The sequence below is a fragment of the Microbulbifer maximicatervae (SeqCode) genome, from assembly GCF_052466985.1.
In genome coordinates, this window is record NZ_CP174298.1 from 154,660 (window position 1) to 181,088 (window position 26,429).

Consider the following 26,429-nt stretch of genomic DNA (forward strand, 5'->3'; position numbering starts at 1 on the left):
TTGAGTGGTGATATATTAATTGCTCAATAACCTTCTCTGTTTTTGATTAGCGGCCCTTCACAGGGTGTTTCTTTTTGGTTTCAACGGCCTTCCAAAGAGGTCGCATTAATAGCCGGGCAAACGCAAAGCCGACAAAAAACAAGTTACAGATATAGGCTAAAAAATAAGGGCCAAACTCTCTTTCGAAAAATATGCCAGTAGCGTTGAGGGTGCTGACGATAACTACCGATGAAGCGATACTGAAAAGCCCATAGTAGGTAACTTTCATTACAATAGACACAAATTTGAAGTGTCTTTTTTTCCACAGATAGACAATAAAGCCTGTGGTGGCTATTCCCATCAAGGAGCTGCTTGTAGACCAAACATAGCCAGCATCGATACGGAAGTTCAAAAGTGCCAAAGAAAAGGCGGCGAGCAGTGCGCTGAATAGGCTGATATAGACAATCATGGCCAGGGACACCACATGACCCCTAGAGATACTCTCTATTCTCCTTGACTGAAAAGTGGCAACCATTGCCGCAAATCCTGCCAGCACTATGGATATTTCAATAATGACAAGCAATTGATCGATTTGTACCGACAGTTTTTCCATCTTCCGCTATTGTCCCAAGCAGAAAGGTTAAATAGGAAAGTTGATAACAGTATATGAGTGAAATGGAGAGCTGGTAAGTTGTTTCCCGTCTCACAATTAGCTTTATTTTAGCCTGCTTGCTATATGGTTAATAATTATTGTTAGGTGTAGGTGTCCAATGGTTGGCACCACACTTTTAGCTGAAAATCAGCCGGACGCCACCGTTTTCTCCTTGCCGGTTCGGCCTAGTTCATTTTCTTTAACAGCTACCCATAATGGGCGCATAAGCAGTCTTGAAAATGCATAACCGACGACAAAGAGGTTGCATACAAAAGATAAAAAATACGGCCCATATTCCTTGTTGAAGACAATCCCTAGCGCATTCATGATATTGATAATAACGACTGAGCCGGCAATGCCGAAAAGAAGGAAGTAGGTAATCTTGGCGATAATAGAGATAGATTTGAGCCGTTTCTTTATCCAGAGATAGCCGATAGAGAATGATGTAGCCACACTCATGGCAAAACTACTCAAGGACCACAGGGTGCGATCAGCGAGATCAAAATTGGATAGAGTCAGGGTGAAGGCAGCCAGTAATGCGTTGATCAAACTGATATAAATAATCATCGCGAGGGATACAATTCTTCCTTTGCCAAGATTTCTGCCTTTAGTGGGTTGGAGTGTGCCAACTATTGCAGCAAAGCCTGCCAGAATAATGCAGCATTCAAGAACGACAATTAGTTGGTCTAACTCTTTCAATATTGCCTCCCTCTACTGCTTTATTAAGCTGGAATTTTGATGCCTAGGGGAATATCTATAAATATAGTAGCGGTAGTAAGCTGCGTTTTGAGTGGTGCAAACCTTTTTGCTTTTCAGAGGTTTCTTTCTGGTTGTTAACTCATAAACAAAAAAGGCGACTAAAAAGCCGCCTTTTTGATTAAAAGTAATTTTCCTGTTTAGGCTAGCGGATCGGCGTCTGCATCGTAGGGGAGTTCCTCGATATCCAAAGTGCGGCCATCTTTCAGGTGTAAGGTTTCACCTGCGGCCACTTTGGCGATGGTGAGTACGGCGAGTAGCTGAATGCCTTCTTTGCTATGGCAGGCTTCCACCAGATTACCAATACTTTGCTTTCCATCTCCAAATATCTCCATGCCCGATTCAGGGAGATCCCCCGAAGCGCAGCTGGCCCGGTAAAGGCGACGTTTGGCAGCGCCGCGGAATTGCATCCGGGCAATTACTTCCTGGCCGGTATAGCAGCCTTTTTTAAAGCTCACGCCACCGAGCAGGTGCAGGTTGGTCATCTGCGGGATAAACATCTCTGTCGTGGCGGCGTCCACCTGAGGGATACCGGCTCCAATTTGGCGCATTTGCCAGCAGTCATAGCCGGTAGCTTCACACTCTGGTGATAGCTTTTGCCACAGTTGCTGGACCTTGCTGGTGGGTACCAGGATGGCTAGCTGCAGGTCGGTAATACATTGGGCAATGCAGCGCTCTCCTTCGAAGTCAAATAGCTTCACCTCGCCGACTGAGGGTTGCTCGAAGCCCAGCAGTTTGGAGGTGAGCTCTGCCACATCGCGCCCCTGCAGGCCTAACCAGTGGGTTTCATCACTGATGTCTCGCAGCTCTGTTTTGAAAAAGACGGCGTACTTGGCCAGCGCTTGCTGGGCGATGGGGGCCAAATCCTTCGGCAACCGGAAGATGAACTCACTTTGCGAAAGTTTCAGTGCACTAAAAGCACTGATCATACGCCCCTTGGGGTTGCAGTGAGCTCCCAGGGTGCTGTGTTCATCGGGAAGGTTGATCAAGTCACAGGTGAGCTGCCCCTGTAAGAACTTCTGGCTGTCGGGTCCGGTAATGGAAATAGCTCCGATTGGGCCCAGGTCCAGCAGGTGCAAACTCTGAGGGTCTTCGCGACTGGTGAGAGGGAAGTGAGCTTTGCTGCCCTCCCAAATGGCGCCCTCGTTGCTGAGAAAATCCTGCCACTGTTGCTGATCCATAATCCTGCCACCTGCATTTGTATTCGGGGCATAATTTGGGGGTCCTTCGCGCCCTTTTCAAGTTTGGTGGGGCAGGGGGTATACTGCGCTTTTTATCTGGTTGGAAAGAAGTATGGATCGCAACCGCCTGTTTTGGGCCAGTCGCCGTGGCATGTTGGAATTGGATCTGGTGTTGCTGCCGTTTCTGGATAATGTTTACGAGACCCTGGAGCCAGAGGATCAGCAGCGCTATATCCGCCTGCTCGATGAGCAGGATCAGGATCTGTTCGCCTGGTTCTTGCGTCGAGAAGATCCGGCTGACCCGGACTTGAAGCGTATAGTGCAAATCATCCGTGACAACACCGGACTCCAGGAATAGCTCGACACCCTCGCTTTATGAGCGCAGCGCCCGCTTAAGTTGCGTCGTTGCGCCTTCCTTTCTTTTGCATTTGCTCCTTTTGCTGATCACCTTCCTGGCGATCTTACTGGTCTGGTTGTGTAACCTGCCTTTAGTGTTATCAGGGCTGGCGAGCCTTTTTGTTATGGTTTACGCCGGGATAGAGTGGCGCAGGGTAAAAGCTGTGAGAGGCCATTTATCGACCTGTGCGCGAAGGTGGTTTTGGCACCCTGATGGCGCAGATCGTCGCGAATTTCAGTTTGTAAATGAGCTGGTGTTGTGGTCTTGGTTGGTGGTGATTAATGGTCGGGACAGGGCTGGGCGCCGGCTCCGTCTGGTGCTGGCCAAGGATATGCTGGCGCCGCAGGATTGGCGCAGGCTACAAGTGGCACTGCGCTATTCCCGCTAGTTAGCTGGGTTGCCGTGGCGGGCCCAGCTGGTTAAACGTTGGTCGGTTAAATAAATTGGCGTTGGCCGGCAAAGTTCTCTGGCACCAAAATCGTGTCCATAGCAAGTTCACGCAGTTGGGGGTAGTCGAGGGAGTAGTGCAGCCCCCGGCTCTCGCGGCGATCCAGGGCCGAACGAATAATTAGTTCCGATACCAGGGAGAGATTGCGCAGTTCAACCAGGTCACTGCTGATGCGGTAATTGGCGTAGAACTCGCGAATTTCTTTCTGCAGCAACGTTACTCGGTGTTGTGCGCGCAAGAGTCGCTTGCGGGTGCGCACAATGCCTACGTAGTCCCACATAAACCGGCGCAGCTCATCCCAGTTATGGGAAATCACTACATCTTCATCGGAATCGGTGACTCGCGATGCATCCCAGTCAGGAGACGGGCGGGGCGCCTGTACCATACCTAGGTGCTCATCGATATGCAGGGCTGCTGAGCGAGCGTAAACCAGACACTCTAACAGCGAGTTACTGGCAAGGCGGTTGGCGCCGTGTAAGCCGGTAAATGTCGTTTCGCCAATGGCGTAGAGCTGGTCCAGATCTGTACGCCCATGGCGATCGACCATAATGCCGCCACAGGTATAGTGAGCTGCAGGCACCACTGGAATAGGCTCTCGGGTGATATCAATGCCATATCGAAGGCAATTGTTATAAACCGTTGGGAAGTGATCGCGTACAAACTGAGGATCTTTATGGGAAATGTCCAGATAGAGGCAATCTGCCCCCAGCCGCTTCATTTCGTGGTCGATAGCGCGGGCGACGATATCCCGTGGTGCCAACTCTCCTCGCTTGTCGAAGCGGTCCATAAACCGGCTGCCGTCGGGAAGCTTGAGTACAGCGCCTTCACCGCGTAAAGCCTCTGTTACCAGCAGGGCTTTGGCCTTGGGATGGTAAAGGCAAGTGGGGTGAAATTGATTGAACTCCATATTGGCCACGCGGCACCCGGCGCGCCAAGCCATTGCGATTCCATCGCCGCTGGCACCGTCCGGGTTACTGGTATAAAGGTAGGCCTTGCTGGCCCCCCCGGTGGCCAGGACGACGGCTTTAGCCTGGATCAGCTCGACCTCATCGTTGCTCTTGTTGAGTACGTAGGCGCCGGCACAGCGAAATCGGCCTTTATCTGGATCCGGCTGGCGAATTAGATCGATGGCAACGTGGTGTTCGAAACAATCGATATTGGGGCTGTTTAGCACCTTGGTGATCAGGGTGCTGTGTACCGCTTGGCCGGTGGCATCAGCGCTATGAATAATGCGCCTGTGACTGTGCCCCCCCTCTTTAGTAAGGTGGTAGCCCTGCTCCTCGCGGGTGAAGTCCACCCCTTGATCGATTAACCAGCTGATCGCAGCAGTGCTCTCCTCTACGGTAAAGCGCACTGAAGCGGGGTGGCAGAGTCCTGCACCCGCGTCTAATGTGTCTGCAATATGCGACTCAACCGAATCCATCTCATCCAGCACTGCAGCGATGCCTCCCTGGGCGAACCAGGTGGAGCCATCTTGCAATCTCTGTTTGGAGAGCAGGGCCACGCGATACTGGGAGGCGAGATGCAGGGCCAGTGTAAGGCCTGCTGCACCGCTTCCAATTACGAGAACGTCGTAGTTTGCCTGAGCATTCATAGATTTCAATTATGTTTAAGGGTCGCGTAGTATAGCGCCTCCTGATTATTCGTCGATTTGACGTGGAACTTATGTCCTATTGTCATTGTCATCAACACAGTAAAAGAAACGCCTGCGCCGGTGGCCCCGCAGTTAAATTTTGTGGCGCCCGCAGTGTGGCTGGATATGGGAGTTGGGGATGACAGCGCATCAGGCGTCAACGAGTGACCGTGAGCTGGTAGAACGAGTACAAAAAGGGGACAAACGCGCTTTTGATCTTCTTGTACTCAAGTACCAGCACAAAATTGTTGCTGTAGTGAGTCGGTTCATTAAGGACCACAGTGAAGTACAGGATGTAACCCAAGAAGCTTTTATTAAGGCTTATCGTGCTCTTGCCAATTTTCGCGGCGAGAGTGCTTTTTACACCTGGATGTATCGGATTGCGATCAATACCGCCAAGAATCACCTGGTTTCCCGCAGTCGTCGGCCGCCATCTTCCGATGTTGAACTGGAAGATGCTGAGTTTTACTCGGGTGCTGACCTGCTGCGTGACAACGAGACACCTGAAAGTCAGATGTTTCGCGACCAGCTGGAAGCGGCGGTGCATCGCGCTATTCGCGCACTGCCAGAGGATCTGCGCTCAGCGGTAACGCTGAGAGAGCTTGAGGGACTGAGCTACGAGGAAATCGCCGAGGTTATGGGATGCCCGGTGGGAACTGTGCGCTCTAGAATATTTCGCGCACGGGAGGCGATAGACCGGACAGTCCAGGCCGTGATGGCCGGCGAGCCGGAAACACTGGGTGACAGGGGTTAAAATTGCAGAAAATTTTCCCAGTCGGGGAAACCAACCGCTCAGACTCCGGTCATAACATGTAACCAAATATGGTGCTTGTGGGCACCGAATAAATGATTGCACAAGAGGGTTAACCCCTATGTCCCACGGGAATCATCAGGAACGTCTTAACGAGTCGCTCTCGGCGCTCATGGATGGCGAAGTCAGCGAACTGGAGCTGCAACGGCTTCTGAAGGCCAGCGCGGCCTCTGAAGAGTTCGGTGAGCGCTGGTCGCGTTACCAACTTGCGGCGAGTGTTATGCGCCGCGAACAGGTCGCGCCGGTCGACATCGGCCTTGCAGCGAGTATTTCTGCCGCCATCGATGAGGAAGAGCCTCTGTCGCAAAACGGCAATGGGGGATCTGCGGTTGCTGGCAATTTGGTCAACAATCGCTGGTGGCGTCCGCTGTCCCGTGGTGCTGTTGCTGCGACGGTGGCCTTTGCTGCCATTTTGGGTGTGCAGCAAATGACAGATTCTCCACAGAGCGCTATTCAGGGGGCAAACCAGCCGGTAGCTTCGGTAGAACGGGAGGCTCAGCCGGTCGTTCAGTCTGCACCGCAGCCTTCCGGTTTCTATGTGCCCGCCCCTTCCACGCGTTCAGTGAGCACTGCGGCTCCCCGCTTTGTGCCGGAACAACGCACCGGTGTTGTGGGGCAGGCCGTAATTCAGCAGGCCCCGACTCCCGAGTTGATGCGCCACCTGAATCGCGTAATGATTCAGCACTCAGAACAAGCCGCTCATGTGGGCAGTCAGGGCATGGTTCCCTTTGCTCGCGCCACTTACGGCGAACAGGTTGGAATGTAGTGTGACGAAAGTCGAAACCAGGGGGCGCCGAATTTTCAGCGGGATTCTCAAGGCCAACGGTCTACTGTTGGCCTCCTCGTTGTTGGCACCCATGTCATTTGCCCAGGTTGACACTGGGGTCGAACCCAGTGCCCCCACCACCATCAATCTCGATATGAGTACTGCTCCCGCAGCAGCCCCAGCTGTAGTGGAGGTTGCTATGACAGACGGGGGCTCGGTTAAGGTGGAAAGCCCTGCCGCAGTACCGGCCGATCCAGCAACTGCAGCTCCGGAAGGCGCTGTTGGTACCGTGCCGGCGCAAGAGGGGGTGACATCTGGTGTAGTTAATCTCAATCCTGCGAATCTCAACCCTGCAGCGCAGAGCGGCCTGGTAAGCCCGGGTGTAGTGAGTAGCAACGAGGTTGAGCATTGGCTAGCCAAGTTGGCAAAAGCAGTAACTGAGCTTGAATACAGTGGTCTGGTGACCTTTGAGCATGCGGGCCTCCTGGAGACCTTGCAGGTGGTTCACGCGGTTCGAGAAGGTGAGCAGGTAGAGCGCGTGCGCTACCTCAGTGGTGAGCCTAGAGAGTTGATCAGCCACGGCAGTGCCGGAAATTGCGATGTCAGTGCTTCGCCAAGAAATCGTGCTACAGCATGGAACTCGGCGGGCCAACAACAGGCTCAGCGCGCCTACCAATTTATCTTGCGGGGTGAGGAGCGAATCGCGGATCGCGATGCTGTTGTGATTGAGGCGCGACCGAGGGACCGCTATCGCCTGGGGTTGGTAGTGAGTCTCGATAAACAGACTGGGCTGCCGTTGAAGACCATGCTGGTTAGCACCCAGGGCCGCGTACTGGAGCGTTACCAGTTTGTACAACTGGATCTCTCCCCTGTAGAGGATGCCGCACTACAGGCGGTCTCGAATAATGCCCGGCGCATCGATAATCGGAATGAGTGTACGGCTTCACAGAGCCGCTGGCAGGTGGGCTGGTTGCCCGACGGTTTCCGGGTAGTGTCCGTCAAGCCCTTATCTGATGGCGATATGATGGTGTTTAGCGACGGGCTGGGAGTGTTTTCTGTATTTGTCCAGCGCCTCGGTCCAGAACTTGAGGGCTTTAAAGGTCGCGCAATCCGCGGAGCTACAACAGCCTATATGGACCGCCTGGAAATTGAAGGCGTTGCTTACACTGTAACAGTGGTGGGTGAAATCCCCGAAACTACAGCGCGCCGTGTCGCCAGCTCAATTACCGCAAAGAGCTAAGTGAGCATATAGGTGCTTCAAGAGCGTGGCCGGGTGGTGGCCATAGAGTCCGATGCTATCTGGGTGGAGACCACCCAGAGTAGCGCCTGTAATGGCTGTTCTACCAAGTCCAGCTGTGGGACTGGATTGCTGGGCGATCTGTTTTCTTCTTCGACCCGCGTTAAAGTAGCTCTCAACGGTTTTTCCGCAGATAAAATCCACCTCGATGATGTGGCGGTAATTGGTATTACCGAGAATGCCCTGACCAGTAGTGCCTTGCTGGTTTACCTCGTCCCCTTGATGTCCCTGGTGCTAGTTGCACTGATTGGGGATTCGCTCTTCGCTGAACCCGGTGCTGTAATTGGGGCCTTGATCGGTCTGGTCTTAGGTGCTTTGGGCGTTCGCTGGTACAGTAGGTCCCAGTCGCAAAACCCCACCTACACCCCAGTACTTCTGCAGATTGAGCCCTCCCAAAAGAAATAGCCCGCCGCCTCCGCCTTCGCCAGTTAGCCCTAGTCTCCCTGACCTAAACTGAGAGTTCCATTTATTGCCTGGAGGCTCTGCCAATGAGGGCTCGCTGTTTTGATGAGCGCTGGCCTCTACGTACTGCATTTGTCATCTCTCGTGGCGCGCGCACTGAGGCTCAGGTTGTGGTGGTGGAGCTTAGTGATGGTGAAGTCTCTGGCGTCGGTGAGTGCACGCCTTATGCTCGCTATGGAGAAAGTGCTGCCTCTGTTTTGCACCAGCTGCAGCCAATGCTCAAAGAGGTGAGCGATGGGTTGACCCGAGAGCAGTTACAGCTGCGTATGCCTGCCGGAGCGGCGCGAAATGCACTGGATTGTGCGCTGGCAGATTGGGAGGTTAAAAAAGCGGGGCGTCCACACCCGGCTCCGGATTTTCTCCCTACCGTACAGACATTAGTTGTTGATAGTCCCGAGGCAATGGCAAGTGCTGCGAAAATTGCTGTGACTGCGGGAGCTGATGTTCTCAAGTTGAAACTTGATGACCAACATGTGCAAGAAAGGGTGTCGGCAGTACGCTCAGCAGCACCGGATGCCAGGTTGGTGATTGATGCCAATGAGGCATGGCGAAAAGAGACCTTGTTGCAGAGATGTCATGATTTAAGCAAGCTGGGGGTGGCGATGCTTGAGCAGCCACTTCCAGCGAGTGAAGATGAATTTTTGGAGAACTTTGAACACCCGCTGACGATTTGTGCGGACGAGAGTTGCCATACTCGGGAGGATCTGCCGAAGTTGCTCAAACGCTATGAGATGATCAATATCAAGTTGGACAAAACTGGCGGGATTACCGAGGCCCTGGCACTGGCAGATGAGGCGGCTGAACTCGGCCTGGAAATTATGCTGGGATGCATGCTGTGTACCTCTCGGGCTATCCGCGCAGCCTGGCCCCTGGGAAGTCGAGCTAGCTTTCTGGACCTGGATGGGCCCACTTGGCTGGCCAGCGATGTGGAGCCCCCTCTGCGTTTCGAGGCAGGAAGAGTTTATTGGTCGTAAGTCAGCAGGTCGATTAGCGCTTGCAGATAGTCTTCACTTGCCGCATCAGCTGATATTGGGGGGAATTCAAGGGTAATACAGGGCAGTGTTTGCTCTGCACACCAGGTGCCGAATGATCCTGGGGTCTGGTAACCCACATCCCCAACCAGAGGCAGCTTGAAATCGCTGGCAAGCCGCATGCCCAGAGGGCTGTTGCTGGGGTCCTCGACACAGGCAAGGGGCTCGTGAATGGAAACGGTCCAGGTCGGTCCCAGCTTTGCAAACAGCTGGCAAAGTGCAGAGGTCTCGGGTTCAGAGGCGGCGCTATCACCTGTACTTAACCGAACATCGCGTTTTTCCGCAGCACTGTTCCACCGGTAGACATTGCCACTGCCATCCCAATTTGCAGTGGCAAAGTTGCGGTTGAGATCTACGCCGCGTGCGTTGGCCCTGGTGCCCAGCTGGCAGCCATCCGGATTGACAGCGAGGATTACGTGATGTCTCAATGAGTTGGTGGCGAGGGCCCGCAACGCGCAGGATAGAGCGACGACTGCGGCGACTTCATCTCCGTGGGTGCCGGCCATTATGAGGCCGTGGTGGGTGCCGGTTTGTGCGGGAAAATAGAGTAGAGGGGCACCCAAAACACTTTGGCCGTAGAGCTCAGTGGGCAGGTGAAACTGACCGCGTTCTGGGCGCGGGCGCATTTCGGACATCGTTAACTCTTTACACAGTTTTACAGTCTGTTGTAGAACTTTGGTGACTAGATCGCCACTAAGTCGTTACTGAGAGTCCCTAAGGGGCTGGACAAGCCAAGGCTTGCCCTTGAAAGGACTCGAAAATCCAATGGTTTCATATTAGAAGGGATCACTAGGGGTAACAAACCTATGGTTAAACGTTGTACACAATATCTACTGGTTCTGTGTCTGTTGGTTTCCGGGGCTGCCAGTGCCCGCGGACTACCCGAACTTACGGAGTTAATCGAAGATAACTCTCCGGCAGTCGTCAAAATCAACACGGTTGATCGCAACCGCACTAGTCGCAGCAGCCAGCCGCAGCTTCAGCAGGAAATTCCCGATATCTTCCGCCACCTTTTCGAGCCGCGCCAGCGCCAGCGCCAGCAGCGTCCGGTAGCGAGTATGGGTTCCGGCTTTATCATCTCTGAAGACGGTTATATCGTAACCAATAATCACGTGGTCGATGGTGCAGACCAGGTAACCGTTACATTGACCGATCGTCGCGAATACGAGGCGCAGGTTATTGGCAAGGATGTGCGCTCCGACCTGGCCCTGTTAAAGATCGACGCGGAGGGCCTGTCGTCAGTACGCTGGGGGGATTCCGAAGAACTGCAGGTAGGAGAATGGGTTGTCGCTATTGGCTCTCCCTTCGGCTTGGACTACTCCGCAAGCGCCGGGATCGTCAGTGCGATGGGGCGCAGTATCCCCAATGAGAGCCGCGAGAATTACGTTCCTTTTATCCAGACAGATGTTGCAATTAACCCCGGCAATTCCGGAGGCCCGCTGTTTAACCTGGATGGTGAAGTAGTGGGTATCAACTCTCAGATCTATACCCGCAGTGGCGGTTCTATCGGGCTCTCCTTCGCTATTCCCGCAAGCCTTGCCCAGGATGTGGTTGCCCAGTTAAAAGAAAAAGGGCGGGTGGATCGCGGATGGCTCGGAGTGGGAATCAGTAATGTCGACCGCAATATGGCGGAAGCCATGGGCCTTGGTAAGCCCGCCGGCGCCCTGATCGATCAGGTGAGCCCTGGGTCGCCCGCAGCTCAAGCGGGAATTATGCCCGGTGATATCATTTTGCGCTTCCATGGTCAGAAGATAGGAGTTTTTGGTGACCTGCCGCACGTTGTAGGCCAGATTCGACCGGGTACACAGGCCCAGGTGGAGTTGATCCGCAATCGTAAACCCGAGCGCCTGAGTGTTACTGTCGGCACCCTGCCGGGTTCTGAAGATGAAGCGAGGCAAGTGGCAGCCAATCCCAGCTCTGGAGTGGGTGGGCGGCTGGGTGTCGTGGTTGAGGAAATTCCCGATATCCTGAAGCAGCGCTGGAATGTGGAAACTGGGGTGCTGGTGAAGCAGGTGATTCCAGGCAAGCCCGGTGCCAAAGCAGGTTTGCGCAGTGGTGATATCATCGCGCAACTTGGTTTTGAAGAAGTTGGCGACATTAGTGACTACAAAACTGTCGTCAAGGATCTGCCGGAGGATGAGCTATTGCCGATTCGCTTCTTCCGGGCCGGGCAGTCCACTTTCCGTACAATTAAGATCGAAAGCTAGCCGCTTTCCAGCGATTGGTGGCCCATTGGGCCACCTAGCTCTCACCTCTGTCCATGAGTTCTGTTAGACTTGCGCCACACAGTTGGCACTATAGCCAGCTAATCATTTGATTTTGCAAGGGTTTTTATTCCGCAGTGGCCACAGATCTCTCTCATATCCGCAATTTCTCCATTATTGCCCATATCGACCACGGGAAATCTACCCTGGCTGACCGCTTTATCCAGGACTGTGGTGGCCTCTCCGATCGGGAGATGGCTGAACAGGTGCTGGACAGCATGGAGCTCGAGCGCGAGCGTGGGATTACCATCAAGGCGCAGAGTGTGACGCTCGACTATGAAGCGCGCGATGGTAAGACCTATCAGCTGAACTTTATTGATACCCCCGGACACGTGGATTTCTCCTATGAGGTGTCCCGTTCTCTGGCAGCTTGTGAAGGCGCGCTACTGGTGGTAGATGCCGCCCAGGGCGTTGAGGCCCAGTCGGTTGCCAACTGCTATACAGCCATTGAACAGGGGTTGGAAGTTATCCCTGTCTTGAACAAGATGGACTTGCCCCAGGCAGACCCTGAAAAGGTTGCCGAAGAAATTGAAGATATTATCGGTATCGATGCCGCCGAAGCGACTCGTTGCAGTGCTAAGTCTGGCCTCGGTGTTGAGGATGTACTGGAAGATCTGGTGCGCTTGGTACCACCGCCGGAAGGCGATGTCGATGCTCCTCTACAGGCGCTGATTATCGACTCATGGTTTGACAGCTACCTGGGCGTTGTTTCCTTGGTGCGTGTTGTCCAGGGCACCCTGAAAACCAAAGAAAAGATTGTCACCAAATCTATCGGTCGTGCCCATGTTGTGGACAGCGTGGGAATCTTTACACCCAAGCGCCACGAAACCGGTGTGCTTCGCGCAGGTGAAGTGGGCTTTGTGGTGGCAGGGATCAAGGATATTCATGGCGCTCCTGTGGGCGATACGCTGACCCATGCTAAGGGCGCCGATGACATTGATATGCTGCCGGGCTTCCAGAAGGTTAAGCCCCAGGTTTATGCAGGCTTGTTCCCGGTTAGTTCAGACGATTATGAGGCTTTCCGGGATGCGCTGGAGAAGCTGTCGCTGAACGATGCCTCCCTGTTCTACGAACCAGAAACATCCGATGCCCTGGGCTTTGGTTTCCGTTGTGGTTTCCTCGGCATGCTGCATATGGAAATTATCCAGGAACGTCTGGAGCGGGAATACGACCTGGATCTGATTACCACAGCGCCGACCGTGGTTTATGAAGTTGAGCAGTCAGACGGTGAGATAGTGATGGTAGATAATCCATCGCGCTTACCCGATGTAGGCTCCATCGAAGAGATGAGGGAGCCGATTGCCGAGGTGAATATTCTTGTACCTCAGGAGTATTTGGGCAACGTCATCACTTTGTGTGTGGAAAAACGCGGTATTCAAAAAGACATGCAATACGTAGGTTCACAAGTGTCCCTGCGCTATGAACTGCCGATGAGCGAAGTGGTTATGGACTTCTTCGACCGCCTCAAATCCGTAAGCCGCGGCTTTGCCTCTTTGGATTACAGCTTTGTCCGCTTTGAAGCGGCCAAGTTGGTGCGACTGGATATCCTGATTAATGGTGACCGGGTGGATGCTCTGGCGCTGATTGTCCACCGCGATAATGCGCAGCAGAAAGGCCGCGCTATGGCTGAAAAGATGAAAGAGCTGATTCCCCGTCAGATGTTTGATGTGGCGATCCAGGCGGCTATTGGTGGTCAGGTAGTTTCGAGAACCACGGTGAAGGCGCTGCGCAAAAACGTGACAGCTAAATGTTACGGTGGTGATGTTACTCGTAAGAAGAAGCTGCTGGAGAAGCAGAAAGCGGGTAAGCGCAGAATGAAGCAGTTGGGTCGTGTTGAAGTGCCGCAGGAGGCATTCCTGGCGGTACTGAAGGTGGATCAGTAGGGCTTCGGTCCTACGCCACGACGAAAAATAAGGGATAAAGGGATAGTAGAGAAAAGTAATGGATATAAATTTACCTCTGATTCTGCTGTGGTTGGTTGTGATTAGTGGCGGAATCTGGTTAGTTGACAGCCTGTTTTTCGCCCGTCAACGCAAGAAGAATGTTGGGGACCAGCAAGAAGATCCGATCGTTGTCGAGTACGCGAAGTCTTTCTTCCCGATTCTGGCGATCGTATTTGTTCTGCGCTCTTTTATTGTCGAGCCCTTCCAGATTCCTTCAGGTTCAATGATTCCAACATTGGAAGTCGGGGATTTTATTCTGGTCAACAAGTACGCCTACGGTGTGCGCTTGCCAGTGTCCCGAACCAAGGTAATGGATGTGGGGGAGCCCAAGCGCGGCGATGTCATGGTGTTCTTTCCGCCCCACAATAACGATACCTACTACATCAAGCGGGTGATTGGATTGCCCGGTGACAAGATAGAGCTGAAGAACAATGTGCTCTATGTCAACGGTGAGATGGCTCGCCAAGAATTGATCCGGGCTATCCCGCCGAGTAACCCGCAAACAGAAGTCATGTGGGAAGATCTCGATGGCTATCGCCACGAGATGCAGAAAAGTGTCCGCCCCCGGCAGTACAGTAACTTTAGTGGTGTAGTGCCGGAAGGGCATTATTTTATGATGGGCGATAACCGTGATAACAGCCTCGATAGCCGGGAGTGGGGCTTTGTCCCAGAGAAGGATATCGTCGGCAAAGCTTTCGCCATTTGGATGCACTGGGACAAATTGCTCAGTTTGCCCAGCTTTAAGCGTGTAGGCTCAATCCAATAAAGAAACCAGCCGGGCATATTAGCCCGGTTATTTATAAAGGATAGAGGGCATAGTTATGGGTGGTAAACTCAACCTTTCACTGAAGCAGCAGCGCGGTATGAGCTACTGGGGATGGTTACTGGTTATAGCGGTGGTCGGATTTGTATTGACTTGTGTTTCTAAAATGGCTCCGGCTTATGTGGATGCTCGCTACGTTAGCGAAGGGTTAAAATCCCTTGGGCAAAACCCAAACCTGGAAAATATGACTAGCGGTCAGATTAAGAATGATCTAAGCCGTTTTTTCCTAGTTAATAATGTACGCGGAGAACCTACCAAGTCGGTAAAGGTGGTTCGTGGATCAAAAGGCTCAGTGGTGAGCATCAATTACGAGCTGCGCCAGCCGCTGATATACAACGTAGATGTTGTGATGAAGTTTAATAAGCAGCTCGACACTGCAAAGCCGGAGCTTTGCTGTGATCCGCTGATCGATCTGGAGCAATTCCGCAAACGTGACTGATCTTTTATTGGAACGCCTTTGCAAGCGCCTCGGCCATGATTTTGATCAAGCCGAGTTGCTTGAGTTGGCTCTTACTCACCGATCCCACGGGAGTCGTAATAATGAACGCCTGGAGTTTCTCGGCGACTCGATACTCGGGTTTACTATCGGCGCGGCACTTTACGAGCAGTTCCCCAACGGGCGTGAGGGGCAGTTGAGCCGCTTGAGGGCACAATTGGTTAGCGGTGAAACCCTGGCAAAACTTGCCCGGGAGTTGGAAATTGGCGATTGCCTGCGCCTCGGTGAAGGTGAAATGAAGAGTGGCGGCTTTCGTCGGGCATCGATTCTGTCCGATGCCGTAGAGGCTCTTATTGGGGCCATCTATCTGGATGCCGGTTTGGAGGCTGCGCGCGCCCGGGTACTTGAGTGGTTTGCATTGCGCTTGCAGGGCCTATCATTAGAGACTGTGAAGGATCCCAAAACTCGCTTGCAGGAGTGGCTACAGGCTCGAAAAAAACCTCTGCCGGAATATAAAGTCGTAGATGTTTCTGGCGCTGAACACGCACAGCATTTTGTAGTGGAGTGTCGTGTCAGTGGCCTTACGCAGCCCGTAAAAGGCGAAGCTAGTAGTCGCCGTAATGCTGAAAAGACTGCGGCGGTGGAAGCCTATAAGCTCCTCACCGGGCAGGACTAACCTTACAATAGAAACGGCGCGCCGGATCCATTTCCCGCATCGTAATGACAGCCCCTTGTATCACTGGGGGCGCTTCTGGCTCCGGGGCTTCCCGGAGACCTCCAACTCTTTCGGAGAAATTTCTTGAGCGAACAACCTTCTCGCTGTGGCTATGTCGCGATTGTCGGCCGCCCCAATGTGGGAAAATCCACACTGTTGAACCACCTGCTGGGGCAGAAACTCGCGATTACTTCGCGCAAGCCGCAGACCACCCGCCACAATATGCTAGGTATTAAAACCGAAGGTCCAAACCAGATTATTTTTGTCGATACACCGGGTCTGCACTCCGATCAAGAAAAAGCGATTAACCGCTATATGAATCGAGCTGCCGCCAGTGCTGCGCGGGATGTGGATGTAGTGGTGTTTGTTGTAGAGCGCACTCGTTGGAGTGAGGCAGACCAGTTGGTGGCAGATAAGCTGCGCGGTATTAAATGCCCATTAATTATCGCCGTGAACAAGGTGGATCAGCTCGAGGATAAAGCTGATCTGCTGCCCCAGCTACAAGCCCTGGCTGAGGAGCATCCAAAAGCTGAAATTGTTCCCATATCAGCCTTGCGCAACGTAAATCTGGATACTTTGGAAGAGGTTATTCTGAAGCACTTGCCTGAGGGGCAGCATTTCTTCCCCGAAGATCAAGTGACTGACCGCAGCTCGCGCTTTCTCGCAGCAGAAATTGTTCGCGAAAAGATTATGCGTCAATTGGGTGCCGAGGTTCCCTACCAAGTTACTGTGGAGGTAGAGGAGTTTGCCCAAGAGGGTAAGGTCTTGCATATCAGCGCTGCTATTTTGGTTGAGCGGGCGGGCCAAAAACGTATCATCATTGGAAATAAGGGCGAGCGAATCAAACAGATTGGCAGCCAGGCTAGAGAAGATATGGAGCGCTTGTTTGATAGCAAGATAATGCTCAATTTGTGGGTGAAGGTGAAATCTGGCTGGTCTGATGATGAGCGGGCTCTGCGCAGTCTCGGTTACAGAGACGAGTAATCATCAGGGCAATTTCCCCTGGACCTATGAAAACGCCTCAACCGCCTCAACCCGCATATATCCTCCATTCGCGGCCCTACAAAGACTCCAGCTTGATCCTGGAGCTTTTCACTCCCGATTACGGTCGACTGGGCTGTGTCGCCCGTGGGGCCCGCCGTGACAAGCAACGCCGCCAGCAAGCGTTGCAGCCCTTCACCCCGTTGCTTGTCACATTGATGGGAGCGGGTTCACTTAAAACGCTCGGTCCAGTCGAGAATGTTGGTGTACCACTATGGCTCAAGAGCCGAGCGGTTTATGCGGGCCTTTATGCCAATGAACTGATGGTAAGGCTCCTTCCCGAGGGCGAGGAGCACTACACGCTGTTTGCAGCTTATCAGAGCCTGCTGGAATCTCTGTCTCAGCTGGAGGGACTCTCCAACGCTGAACTGGAAGGTCCGCTTCGTCGCTTTGAGTTACAACTGCTCCTGGAGCTCGGTACCTGCCCGTCCCTCAATATTAGCGGCCTGCGAGGAGACCCTGTAAGTGAAGATGGGGTTTATCGCCTGGATGATGAGTGGGGTTTAATTCCTGTTCACCGCTCCAAAGATGAGAGTCTGGGAGAGTGTTTTTTTTCAGGTGCCGAACTATTGGAGATGGACAGCGCTATGAATGGGGGTGGCTGGTCAGGTGACGCTTTAGCACCTGCAAAGCGTCTTACACGTTTATTGTTGAGGAAAGTATTGGGGGATAAGCCTTTGAAGAGCAGAGAGCTTTTTCGACAGGTTTACGGAAAAAAATGATTGTTAGTATTGGCACCGATATTTGTAACTATGACCGTATTGAGGTGGCGTGGCAGCGCTTTGGTGATCGCTTTGTTGAGCGTGTTCTTAGCAGTGCGGAAAGGAAGGACTTTTATGCTATGGCTGAGCCCATCCGCGCTGCATATCTGTGCAAGCGATTTGCGGCGAAGGAGGCTGTAGCCAAGGCCTTGGGCACAGGGATTGGTGAGGGGGTTTCCTGGCAAGACATCGATGTCCGTCGCCGCAAGGGCGCTGCACCGCAGGTGGTACTGGCGGGCGCAGCTGAGGAGAGGGCCGAAAAACTTGGTGTGGACAGAATCCACCTCAGCCTGTCTGATGAAAAAGACTCGGCCCTGGCATTTGTCGTGTTTGAATCCTGCTAGGCAACTACCTCCAGGCCAAAGAGCGCATCCAAGTCTTGTTCAGAAGCCCACTCGCGCAGGGCCCGGATCTCCCTGAGAACAGCATTGAGTTTGCGCTGGTCAAAGGCTTGGGCATCGGAGCCTTGGATAGTGCGCAATGCCTCTTGTAACACGCAAGTTGATTCTCTCAAGCGTGAAACTCCGCAATAGCAGCAGCCACCGTGCATGCGATGAGTGAGTTCGAACATGCCCTTGTAATCCCCAAGGTTGTACAACCTTTCCAGTTCTCTCTCATCTGAACTGAGACCGTCAATTAACATGCGCAGCATGTCCCTGGCCAGCTTGGCATCGCCGTTGGCGAGGGTCAGGCATTCGCCAATGTCTACCAGGCGCATCTCCTCAATCTTCACTTTTTCTGCGGCCTGGGGAGTGATGATCTTAAGCCAGCGCTTGATCATATGGGAGAGCTGGGCCTCGCTAACAGGCTTGCTTAAGTAGTCGTCTAGTCCCGCAGACAGCAGGCGTGCTTTTTCTTCGGCGCCGGCGTGGGCGGTGAGGGCAATGATTGGAGTACGGCGGCCGGTCTCCTGCTCACGAATCAGACGTGTGGCTTCGATACCATCCATCTCGGGCATTTGAATATCCATAAATACCAGGTCGAAAGCTCCCTGCTGCCAGAGCTGTAGAGCTTCTTCGCCGCTTGCTGCAATAACGACTTCTACATCTTGTGCTCGCAGAAGTTCGCCGACCAGTCGGCGGTTTGCCGCGTGGTCATCGACTGCCAGCACACGCGGTGGTGCGGGCCACGGTAGCGCCTGTACCCCGCCACTAACCCGCTGTTGCCCCTGCTGTGGTACTGCTCGTTTCAGGGATCGCAGCAAATTGTCTCGGGTGACGGGTTTGCTAAGGAAAGTGAGAGTGCGGGTGCGCAGTTGGTCGTAGCAGCGACGCAATTCAGCGGGTGGGCCCAGTACGATCACGCGGCACTGATAGGTATCAACCAGCGACTGCACTTTGCTACTGAAATTATCAAAATCACCTTTGGCAGTAGCTGTATCGATAATAACCGCATCCGGTAGGGCATCGTGCCGCCACATTTGCTCGATTGCCGGTTGCAGAGTATCGGTATCGCCGAGTTCTATGGGCTCCACTTGCCATTGGCTGAGTAGCTGGGCTACCTGGGTCCGTGTAACTGGGTTGGGGTCTGCAAGTAAAATTCGGCAGCCAGGATATTGAATACGCGGATACATGCCTCGATTGCGTTCAGCCTGGAGGGAAATTTGCACCCAACAGGTGCTGCCGTCATTGGCTGTTTCTTCAATACCTGTGCAGCCGCTCATCCTCTCAACTAGGCTGCGGGCTATAGACATCCCTAAACCATTTGCGCTGATTTGTTGGGTGAGCTGTGGGGACTTGCTGGTGAGGATGTTCTCAATTTCACGGCGACCAGCCTCGTCAATACGGTTACCCAGGCCGGTAACCGAAATACGGAGTACAAGTTCTGAGTTATTAACGCTATGTACTGACAAGCGCACGGGGATATTGCCATTTGCCGAGCTGCGCACCGCGTTACCTACCAAGTTTGTAAGTATTTGCTTAATTCGTAATGGGTCTCCGATTAAAGTGGGAGGGAGTTGAGAATCGATCAAAGGCACCAGTTCCAGATGGTGCTCATAGGCGTTTGGGGCCAGTATTTGCAGGGTCTCTTCAAGTAGTAAGCCAAGGTCCATAGGGATATGGTCAAGGACCAGGTTGCCGGACTCAATGCGGGAAAAGTCCAGGATGTCGTTGATGGTAGTCAACAGGTTTTCCGATGAGCGTAAAATGGTTTGCAGGTAATCCTGCTGTAGCTCATCAATTCCAGTTTTTAACAACAGGTTGGTAAAACCGATAATTCCATTTAAAGGTGTGCGAATCTCGTGACTGGTATTGGCTAGGAACGTCGATTTAATCCTGCTTGCTTCCTGCGCCCTTTTACGTGCTAAGTCCAGCTCAATATTTTGTTCTTCCATACTGTCCAGGGATTGGCGCAGGTCATCCATAGACTGGAGCAAGTTGGCTTTGTATTCCTGTTGGTAACTGGACAGGTTTTCAGCCATCTCGTTAATTTGGTTTCCCAGTTGAGCGAGTTCTCGATTCTCCGTTTCATGGGTGCGTCGATCAAACTCACCTCTGCCAATCGCCTCCAGAGTATGTCCCATTCTAATCAGGCTGTGAGCAAAGCGCTCAGACATGATGACCGACCAAGCCAGCGCGGCTAGGGTACAGAGAATCAACCCCACCAAGCCTACGAGTAAAACTTGGTAAGTTCCCACCAGGAAATAGGGGCGATGTAGCTCAATACTTATCCAGCAGGTGGTGATATCGCCTTTCAATGGCTGTAAAACCTGAAGGGTCTCATCATCTTCAAAAATAAAGGGTTCGCGCTTGTTAAGGGTGTCTCTGCTAATGGGGGTGCGTGGACGCGGCCCGACACTGGCCAGCAAGCTGAGTCCGGTGCTGGGGTTGAGAGCTAGCTTGGGGCTGGGTTCGGTGGAGTAGACATGAACAGATCTGACCATATCTTTTTCCAGCATAAGCGCCAGCAAACTTTTACGCAGCCATTCCATTCTAAGTTCAGCTGGATGGCCCCCGCTCATCTCAATTAGTTCAGCTAGCTGTTCGGCGCTGGCTCGACCGTGGCTTAATAGCAATTGGCGACGATCGTGCATTTGCTGCAGGGTGAAAACGAGAGCGAGGAGCAAGGACAGAATTAGTGCGGGTGCTACAGTAAGGCGAAATACCAGGGTTCGTAAGGATCGAGGTTGCTCTGGTTCCTCGATTGAGAGAATAGGGTTGCCTGGGGCCATGTTAAGAGGGGCCTTGTACGATTATTTTTCCCTCATTTTACCGTTATGTACATCTGAGCGCACTCATTCACTTATCAGAAAACGCTTCTTTTTTGTCACAATATGCGCGTTTTAGAGGCTTAAAGATTCACTTTGCCAAGATTAGATAGCGCGGCATAGCCATCTGAATAATACCGCTTCAGGCATATCTCCCTTAATAACCTGGGTAGGGAGTAGACCAAAGTAGACGGTATTTAGTGCATAGTACCGCTTGCTGTACACTTGGACCCCGCGAGATTTTTCTGGAATTTATTGCATTATGGATTATCCAACAATTGCTGACTGCGTAGGCAATACCCCGCTGGTTAAACTACAGCGCCTGCCAGGTGATACCAGTAATACTGTTTTGCTCAAGCTGGAAGGCAATAACCCTGCGGGTTCGGTAAAAGACCGCCCGGCACTTTCAATGATCAACCATGCGGAAGCTGCAGGATATATTTCTCCAGGAGATATCCTGATTGAAGCGACCAGCGGTAATACGGGAATTGCCCTGGCAATGGCTGCAGCGATTAAGGGCTATCAAATGATATTGATTATGCCCGACAGTGCTACCGAGGAGCGCAAGGCTTCAATGACAGCTTATGGCGCTGAGTTGATATTGGTTAGCGCTGAAGAAGGTATGGAGGGTGCGCGGGACTTAGCTTTGCAAATGCAAGAGGATAAAAAAGGATTGGTACTGAACCAGTTTGCCAATAGCGATAATCCCCTGGCTCACTATGAGGGAACCGGTCCGGAGATTTGGCAGCAGACCTCTGGAACGGTGACTCACTTTGTCTCCTCAATGGGTACAACCGGTACCATTATGGGATGCGGGCGTTACTTGAAGGAGCAAAACCCCGATATTCAAATCGTTGGATTGCAGCCAACTGAAGGCTCCAGTATTCCGGGGATTCGCCGTTGGCCGGAGGCATACTTACCTAAGATTTTTGTTCCTGAGCAAGTGGATATGGTCATGGATATGGACCAGCGAGAAGCTGAGGATATGACTCGCAGGCTGGCGAAAGAAGAGGGTATTTTTTGTGGCGTTTCCTCTGGAGGGGCGGTAGCCGGTGCTTTAAGGCTGTCTGCGCAGCTAGAAAATGCGACGATTGTTGCAATTGTCTGTGATCGTGGAGATCGTTATTTATCTTCAGGACTTTTTGCCTCCCTAAAATAGCTCTTACTTTTATTCTCTAATTTATCTTATTTTATTGGTCAATGCTGGAAATAAAGTGCTTTAACTCCAGCATTGTGCCTGATATCTACTAGCAAAAACTTTGTGAGATTCGCAGCTTTGTAAAGTGATTCGCCAATCAATTTACAATCATCTCTTTTGCCCCTTTTTTTGGGGGGAGCCTCTAATCCTCCTGCTATATGTGTATTGCCAGTTAAAAAAGCAATAACTAAGCCGGTAAATACAAAAAAACTGATAGTTTGTAAAGTTCGGTAAAGCCTTGTTTTGTGTTCATGTAGAGGTGGAGAAATTCACTTTTAAATAACAAATGCAACCTGTTCACTTCTCTCGATATTCCCCAATATCACAATTTTAGTTTTCTATAGGCATTGGTTTTGCAGGTTTACTGTTGGTTAAAAGGTCAACAAGCTGGACAAGACTTATACCCTCCCATTCAAATTGGTACGAAAAACTGCTGAATTTCGCGCAGCTTATTGAAATGTATACAGAAAATCATGGACTTTGGTGAGTTCAAACCTATGATAGAGAAGCGCTTAATCCAGCATGAGCACTGAGTAAATGTGCTGCTAAGCCAGGTAACGACAAAATTATGCCAATAACACAAATGACTCTTGTTAAAAGATGGTTCAAGTAAGAAAGCATCATTCCTTTGGTGGAGAAGGTGAACTCGACCTTGAATCCTGGTTGCGCCATGTACAGAAGCTCGCGGGCCTGGATGGTTCTGCGATAGTAACTTTGCGGCGCGCAGCTGAGATGAGTGCCGAAGCAGAACAGCGCGCAATTGAGGCGGAAAATATCTGGGCTGAGGGCGCTAGCAGTTTTGCCACAGGCCTTGAGATGGCTGAGATTCTCGCCGACTTACAAATAGACTCAGAAGCACTTGTCGCGGCGGTGCTGTACCGTGCCGTACGTGAAAAACGCCTGCCACTGCAAGCTGTGGAAAAAGAATTTGGCGAGCGAGTTGCCAAGTTGATTCGTGGTGTTTTGCGTATGGCTGCGATTCGCAGTCGCAGCGCAGATACCGGAGAAGAAAGCCCGAGTGGTGCGGTAGAGGAACATTCAGAGAATATCCGTCGTATGCTGGTAGCATTGGTCGACGACGTGCGAGTCGCTTTGATCAAACTCGCTGAACGTACCTGTGCCATTCGTGCTGCAAAAAACTCAGAGCCGGCTAAACGCCAGAGAGTTGCTCGTGAAGTGGCCGATGTTTATGCACCCCTTGCCCACCGCCTGGGAATTGGTCATATCAAATGGGAATTGGAAGACCTATCTTTTCGTTATCTTGAGCCGGAAGATTACAAGCAGATTGCTCGCTTGCTGGATGAGAAAAGACTGGCTCGGCAGCAGTATATCGACGAGGTATTGGAGCTATTGCGCTCTGAACTCGAGCGCGCCCATATTGAAGGTGATGTCTACGGGCGAGCAAAGCATATCTATAGTATCTGGCGGAAAATGCGCCGGAAAAATATCGGCTTCTCCCAGGTTTATGATATTCGCGCAGTGCGTATTCTTGTCCCAACTGTAAGGGATTGCTATGCGGTTCTGGGTATAGTGCACAACCTCTGGCGCAACATACCGAATGAATTCGATGATTATATCGCCTCCCCCAAAGAAAACGGTTATCGCTCTCTGCACACGGCTGTAATTGGCCCCGAGCGAAAGGTGCTCGAGGTTCAGATCCGAACTTTTGCTATGCATGAAGAGGCGGAATACGGTGTTTGTGCTCACTGGCGTTACAAGGGCACTGATCTTAAGAGCGAGAGTAAAGATAGCTATGAGCAAAAAATATCCTGGTTGCGTCAGGTGCTCGACTGGCATGAAGAGGTGGGGGGGAACCCACTACAAGATGATTTGCGCTCCAGTGAGGCAGATTCACGTATTTATGTATTTACCCCCGGCGGTCATGTTGTAGACCTGCCTCGGGGTGCAACTCCATTAGATTTTGCCTACAAGATCCATACAGAAATTGGTCACCGTTGTCGCGGGGCTAAAGTAGATGGCCGAATCGTGCCGCTCAACCACCGGTTGGAGACAGCCAATCAGGTTGAAATCCTTACAGGAAAACTCGAAGCGCCGAGTCGCGATTGGCTCTCTTCGGGCATGGCCTATATCACTACCTCCCGTGCCCGAGCCAAGATTATTCACTGGTTTAAGCAGCAGGCTCGGGATCAGAATATCGCCGATGGCCGCAGTATTCTCGACCGGGAATTTAAGCAGCTGGCGCTGAGTGATTTCGATTTCGATAAGTTGGCAGCCAAGCTCAACATGCATTCCCTAGAGGACCTCTATGCGGCAGTGGGTGCCGGTGATATAGGCGTGGGTCAGGTTCTCAACGCAGCCCAGCGAATGGTGAAGGTCGACAATGTGCCTCGGGTACCATCGCTGACGGCTCCAGTTGCCCGGGGAGAAGGCAAGGCAGATGTCTATATCGACGGAGTGGGTAATTTGCTCACCCACATTGCCGGCTGTTGTAACCCCGTTCCAGGCGATGAAATTATGGGGTATATCACCCTTGGGCGCGGGGTTTCTATACATCGTAAAGACTGCGCAAATATGCTGCGTATGCAGGTTGAGGAGTCTGAAAGGGTACTCCAGGTAAGTTGGGCGGAAAAACCCCGTGAACTTTACGCCGTTGAAATTATGATCGAAGCCTACGATCGCCAGGGCCTGTTGCGGGATGTCACGGTGATGCTGGACAGTCAGAAAATTAATATTACCGCTATGCAAACCCGCTCTAATAAGAACAAGCATACGGTAGAAATGATCGTGACTGCTGAGATCCACAACTTTGAAGAGTTGAGCCAAGTTTTACATCGGATCAATCAACTGCCCAATGTGGCAGCGGCAAAGCGGCGAATTCTGCGCTGAACGTTGAGTAAGGAATAACGTGGAAAAGAATTACTCTGTGGAGGACCTCCTTCACTTGATGGCTCAGCTTCGCAGCCCTGAGGGCGGTTGCCCTTGGGACCTGAAACAGGACTTTGCCAGTATTGTCCCCTCTACGATTGAAGAGGCCTATGAGGTAGCAGAGGCTATTGAGCGGGAAGACTTTGAGCACCTGCACGAAGAGCTCGGAGATCTGCTCTTCCAAGTCATTTTTTATGCCCAGTTAGGGCGTGAGAAAGACCACTTTGATTTCCCCCAGATTGTTGACACTTTGGTACGCAAACTGGTGCGCAGGCATCCCCATGTCTTTCCAAGTGGAACCCTCTACGGCGACCGCTCTGTCGAAGGTCTTGATGAAGCTGAAGTAAAGAGGAATTGGGAGGCGATTAAAGAGGCCGAACGCACTGCCAAAGGGGATGCAGGAACCCTGGCAGGAGTAGCTGTGGGTCTTCCGGCTTTGACGCGTGCGGCCAAATTACAGAAGCGCGCCTCCCGTGTCGGTTTTGACTGGCCCAATATTGATGGTGTCCTCGATAAGATTGAGGAAGAGGTTGCAGAGTTGCGGGAGGCTGTGACAAATGGGGATACGGAGCATGCAAAGGAGGAGCTGGGGGATCTGCTTTTCTCTTGTGTGAATGCATCCCGCCACCTGAAGGTTGATCCTGAGGCAGCTTTGCGGGGGTGTAGCAGGAAATTTGAGCGGCGTTTTGGTTATGTTGAGTTCAGTTTACACAGTGAAGGTCGGCAAGTATCAGAGGCAACGCTGGAGGAACTGGACAGGCTTTGGGACAAGGCCAAAGTTCAGCGGAAGCCCGGTGCTGATAGCTAGGGATCTTAACAGGCTTACATAGAGCGGAGCTTTGTGCCCCTTTTAGTACTCTGTGGTTTGTATGGATTGTGGGGGTATCGGTAGCAATCTTGCCCAATCTGAGGTGTGAGTGTAAGGTAGCGCTCTTTTAGCGCGGCGGCTTTTGGCTCGTCGATAGTATTGGAGGCTTACTGAACATGCGAATTATTCTCTTGGGCGCGCCGGGAGCCGGCAAGGGCACTCAGGCTCAATTCATAACAGAGAAGTTCGGCATTCCGCAGATCTCCACCGGCGATATGCTTCGCGCTGCGGTGAAGGCGGGTACCCCTCTTGGCCTACAGGCCAAGGATGTTATGGACGCGGGAAAATTGGTTTCTGATGACCTGATCATTGCGTTAGTTAAAGAGCGCATTGCCCAGGAAGACTGCGCTAAAGGGTTCCTATTCGATGGCTTCCCTCGCACCATTCCCCAGGCTGAAGCCCTTCTGGAAGCCGATGTACATATCGATCATGTTCTGGAAATCGCTGTTGACGATGAAGAAATCGTAAAGCGTCTCTCGGGCCGCCGGGTTCATGAAAATTCTGGTCGCGTCTATCACATCGTATACAACCCGCCCAAGGCTGAGGGTGTCGATGATGTGACTGGCGAGGCACTGATCCAGCGTACAGATGATACTGAAGAAACTGTTCGCAACCGTTTGGCGGTTTATCACGAGCAGACGGCACCACTGGTAGGCTTCTACCGCGAGCTGGAAGTACGCTCTCCTGAAGCGGCTCCCAAGTACAGCAAGGTAATGGGTGTTGGCGGTATGGATGAGATTCGCGAGAAAGTGTTGGAAGCACTCAGCTGAGATCATCGCTAACATTTTTTAAAAGCCCCCACTTGGGGGCTTTTTTGTATCTCCAGAAGTGATATTGAGCGAGTTGATCACGGCGGTATTGGCCTGGCAGTAT

General features: G+C 52.2%; 25 protein-coding genes. 19 read left to right on the forward strand and 6 right to left on the reverse strand.

Features of this window, described 5'->3' with window-relative positions; translation table 11 throughout:
• Positions 1 to 46 precede the first annotated feature (46 nt).
• The 3 genes from ACJJI3_RS00725 to ygfZ form a co-directional block, all read right to left on the reverse strand.
• On the reverse strand, positions 47 to 592 hold the full coding sequence (locus tag ACJJI3_RS00725; RefSeq protein ID WP_282931949.1) for a hypothetical protein: 546 nt from the start codon (positions 590 to 592) through the stop codon (positions 47 to 49).
• 186 nt (positions 593 to 778) lie between these two features.
• The gene (locus ACJJI3_RS00730) at positions 779 to 1,330 is read right to left on the reverse strand and encodes a hypothetical protein (protein WP_444941144.1); all 552 of its coding nucleotides are present in this window, start codon (positions 1,328 to 1,330) and stop codon (positions 779 to 781) included.
• A 197-nt stretch (positions 1,331 to 1,527) separates the two neighbouring features.
• The gene (gene ygfZ / locus ACJJI3_RS00735; RefSeq protein ID WP_444941145.1) at positions 1,528 to 2,568 is read right to left on the reverse strand and encodes a CAF17-like 4Fe-4S cluster assembly/insertion protein YgfZ; all 1,041 of its coding nucleotides are present in this window, start codon (positions 2,566 to 2,568) and stop codon (positions 1,528 to 1,530) included.
• A 112-nt stretch (positions 2,569 to 2,680) separates the two neighbouring features.
• On the opposite strand from ygfZ, the gene ACJJI3_RS00740 reads away from it, so the two are divergent.
• Complete coding sequence (locus tag ACJJI3_RS00740) at positions 2,681 to 2,926, forward strand: FAD assembly factor SdhE (RefSeq protein ID WP_282931952.1); 246 nt, start codon at positions 2,681 to 2,683, stop codon at positions 2,924 to 2,926.
• On the forward strand, positions 2,901 to 3,353 hold the full coding sequence (locus ACJJI3_RS00745; RefSeq protein ID WP_444941146.1) for a protein YgfX: 453 nt from the start codon (positions 2,901 to 2,903) through the stop codon (positions 3,351 to 3,353). The genes ACJJI3_RS00740 and ACJJI3_RS00745 overlap by 26 nt, the downstream gene beginning before the upstream one ends.
• A gap of 46 nt (positions 3,354 to 3,399) precedes the next feature.
• Here ACJJI3_RS00745 and nadB read toward each other — a convergent pair whose 3' ends face one another.
• Positions 3,400 to 5,007: an L-aspartate oxidase gene (nadB, locus tag ACJJI3_RS00750; protein ID WP_413662753.1), complete on the reverse strand. Its 1,608-nt coding sequence runs from the start codon at positions 5,005 to 5,007 to the stop codon at positions 3,400 to 3,402.
• Between the two features lie 178 nt (positions 5,008 to 5,185).
• Between nadB and rpoE the strand changes: the two genes are divergently transcribed.
• The 5 genes from rpoE (at position 5,186) to ycjG (ending at position 9,356) form a co-directional block, all read left to right on the forward strand.
• The gene (gene rpoE / locus ACJJI3_RS00755; protein ID WP_282931954.1) at positions 5,186 to 5,800 is read left to right on the forward strand and encodes an RNA polymerase sigma factor RpoE; all 615 of its coding nucleotides are present in this window, start codon (positions 5,186 to 5,188) and stop codon (positions 5,798 to 5,800) included.
• Positions 5,801 to 5,918: 118 nt separating this feature from the next.
• Positions 5,919 to 6,623 (forward strand): sigma-E factor negative regulatory protein, encoded by a 705-nt coding sequence (locus ACJJI3_RS00760; RefSeq protein WP_444898008.1) that lies wholly within the window; start codon positions 5,919 to 5,921, stop codon positions 6,621 to 6,623.
• Between the two features lies 1 nt (position 6,624).
• Complete coding sequence (locus ACJJI3_RS00765) at positions 6,625 to 7,863, forward strand: MucB/RseB family sigma factor regulatory protein (RefSeq protein WP_444941147.1); 1,239 nt, start codon at positions 6,625 to 6,627, stop codon at positions 7,861 to 7,863.
• A gap of 12 nt (positions 7,864 to 7,875) precedes the next feature.
• The gene (locus ACJJI3_RS00770; RefSeq protein WP_444925500.1) at positions 7,876 to 8,325 is read left to right on the forward strand and encodes a SoxR reducing system RseC family protein; all 450 of its coding nucleotides are present in this window, start codon (positions 7,876 to 7,878) and stop codon (positions 8,323 to 8,325) included.
• 83 nt (positions 8,326 to 8,408) lie between these two features.
• Positions 8,409 to 9,356 carry an L-Ala-D/L-Glu epimerase gene (ycjG, locus tag ACJJI3_RS00775; protein ID WP_444941148.1) on the forward strand — a complete coding sequence of 316 codons (948 nt, stop codon included), beginning with the start codon at positions 8,409 to 8,411 and terminating at the stop codon, positions 9,354 to 9,356.
• Here the strand turns inward: ycjG and mpaA are convergent.
• Complete coding sequence (gene mpaA / locus ACJJI3_RS00780; RefSeq protein ID WP_444941149.1) at positions 9,344 to 10,048, reverse strand: murein tripeptide amidase MpaA; 705 nt, start codon at positions 10,046 to 10,048, stop codon at positions 9,344 to 9,346. The genes ycjG and mpaA overlap by 13 nt on opposite strands.
• Before the next feature lie 171 nt (positions 10,049 to 10,219).
• Here mpaA and ACJJI3_RS00785 point away from each other — a divergent pair, with 171 nt between their 5' ends.
• The 8 genes from ACJJI3_RS00785 (at position 10,220) to acpS (ending at position 17,740) form a co-directional block, all read left to right on the forward strand.
• A complete protein-coding gene (locus tag ACJJI3_RS00785) occupies positions 10,220 to 11,620 on the forward strand; it encodes a Do family serine endopeptidase (protein WP_444941150.1) in 1,401 nt (466 codons plus the stop codon).
• A 134-nt stretch (positions 11,621 to 11,754) separates the two neighbouring features.
• Positions 11,755 to 13,560: a translation elongation factor 4 gene (gene lepA / locus ACJJI3_RS00790; RefSeq protein ID WP_413662746.1), complete on the forward strand. Its 1,806-nt coding sequence runs from the start codon at positions 11,755 to 11,757 to the stop codon at positions 13,558 to 13,560.
• 58 nt (positions 13,561 to 13,618) lie between these two features.
• Positions 13,619 to 14,386, forward strand: coding sequence for a signal peptidase I (gene lepB / locus ACJJI3_RS00795; protein WP_413662745.1), 768 nt, complete (start codon positions 13,619 to 13,621; stop codon positions 14,384 to 14,386).
• 55 nt (positions 14,387 to 14,441) lie between these two features.
• On the forward strand, positions 14,442 to 14,882 hold the full coding sequence (locus tag ACJJI3_RS00800; RefSeq protein ID WP_444941151.1) for a DUF4845 domain-containing protein: 441 nt from the start codon (positions 14,442 to 14,444) through the stop codon (positions 14,880 to 14,882).
• A complete protein-coding gene (rnc, locus tag ACJJI3_RS00805; RefSeq protein ID WP_444941152.1) occupies positions 14,875 to 15,555 on the forward strand; it encodes a ribonuclease III in 681 nt (226 codons plus the stop codon). Before ACJJI3_RS00800 ends, rnc begins: the two co-directional genes overlap by 8 nt.
• A gap of 123 nt (positions 15,556 to 15,678) precedes the next feature.
• Positions 15,679 to 16,578: a GTPase Era gene (era, locus tag ACJJI3_RS00810; protein WP_282931965.1), complete on the forward strand. Its 900-nt coding sequence runs from the start codon at positions 15,679 to 15,681 to the stop codon at positions 16,576 to 16,578.
• 92 nt (positions 16,579 to 16,670) lie between these two features.
• Positions 16,671 to 17,357 carry a DNA repair protein RecO gene (gene recO / locus ACJJI3_RS00815; protein ID WP_444941153.1) on the forward strand — a complete coding sequence of 229 codons (687 nt, stop codon included), beginning with the start codon at positions 16,671 to 16,673 and terminating at the stop codon, positions 17,355 to 17,357.
• Positions 17,354 to 17,740, forward strand: coding sequence for a holo-ACP synthase (gene acpS / locus ACJJI3_RS00820; protein ID WP_413662741.1), 387 nt, complete (start codon positions 17,354 to 17,356; stop codon positions 17,738 to 17,740). Before recO ends, acpS begins: the two co-directional genes overlap by 4 nt.
• Here the strand turns inward: acpS and ACJJI3_RS00825 are convergent.
• Positions 17,737 to 20,568 (reverse strand): response regulator, encoded by a 2,832-nt coding sequence (locus ACJJI3_RS00825; RefSeq protein ID WP_413662740.1) that lies wholly within the window; start codon positions 20,566 to 20,568, stop codon positions 17,737 to 17,739. The two genes, acpS and ACJJI3_RS00825, sit on opposite strands and share 4 nt — an antisense overlap.
• Positions 20,569 to 20,866: 298 nt before the next feature.
• Here ACJJI3_RS00825 and cysM point away from each other — a divergent pair, with 298 nt between their 5' ends.
• From cysM to adk, 4 genes are all read left to right on the forward strand, one after another.
• On the forward strand, positions 20,867 to 21,763 hold the full coding sequence (gene cysM / locus ACJJI3_RS00830; protein WP_444941154.1) for a cysteine synthase CysM: 897 nt from the start codon (positions 20,867 to 20,869) through the stop codon (positions 21,761 to 21,763).
• 639 nt (positions 21,764 to 22,402) lie between these two features.
• Positions 22,403 to 24,649, forward strand: a complete 2,247-nt coding sequence (gene relA, locus ACJJI3_RS00835) for a GTP diphosphokinase (protein WP_444941155.1) — start codon at positions 22,403 to 22,405, stop codon at positions 24,647 to 24,649.
• 19 nt (positions 24,650 to 24,668) lie between these two features.
• Positions 24,669 to 25,496, forward strand: a complete 828-nt coding sequence (gene mazG, locus ACJJI3_RS00840; RefSeq protein WP_444941156.1) for a nucleoside triphosphate pyrophosphohydrolase — start codon at positions 24,669 to 24,671, stop codon at positions 25,494 to 25,496.
• Positions 25,497 to 25,672: 176 nt separating this feature from the next.
• Positions 25,673 to 26,326, forward strand: coding sequence for an adenylate kinase (gene adk / locus ACJJI3_RS00845; RefSeq protein WP_444941157.1), 654 nt, complete (start codon positions 25,673 to 25,675; stop codon positions 26,324 to 26,326).
• Positions 26,327 to 26,429: the final 103 nt, after the last annotated feature.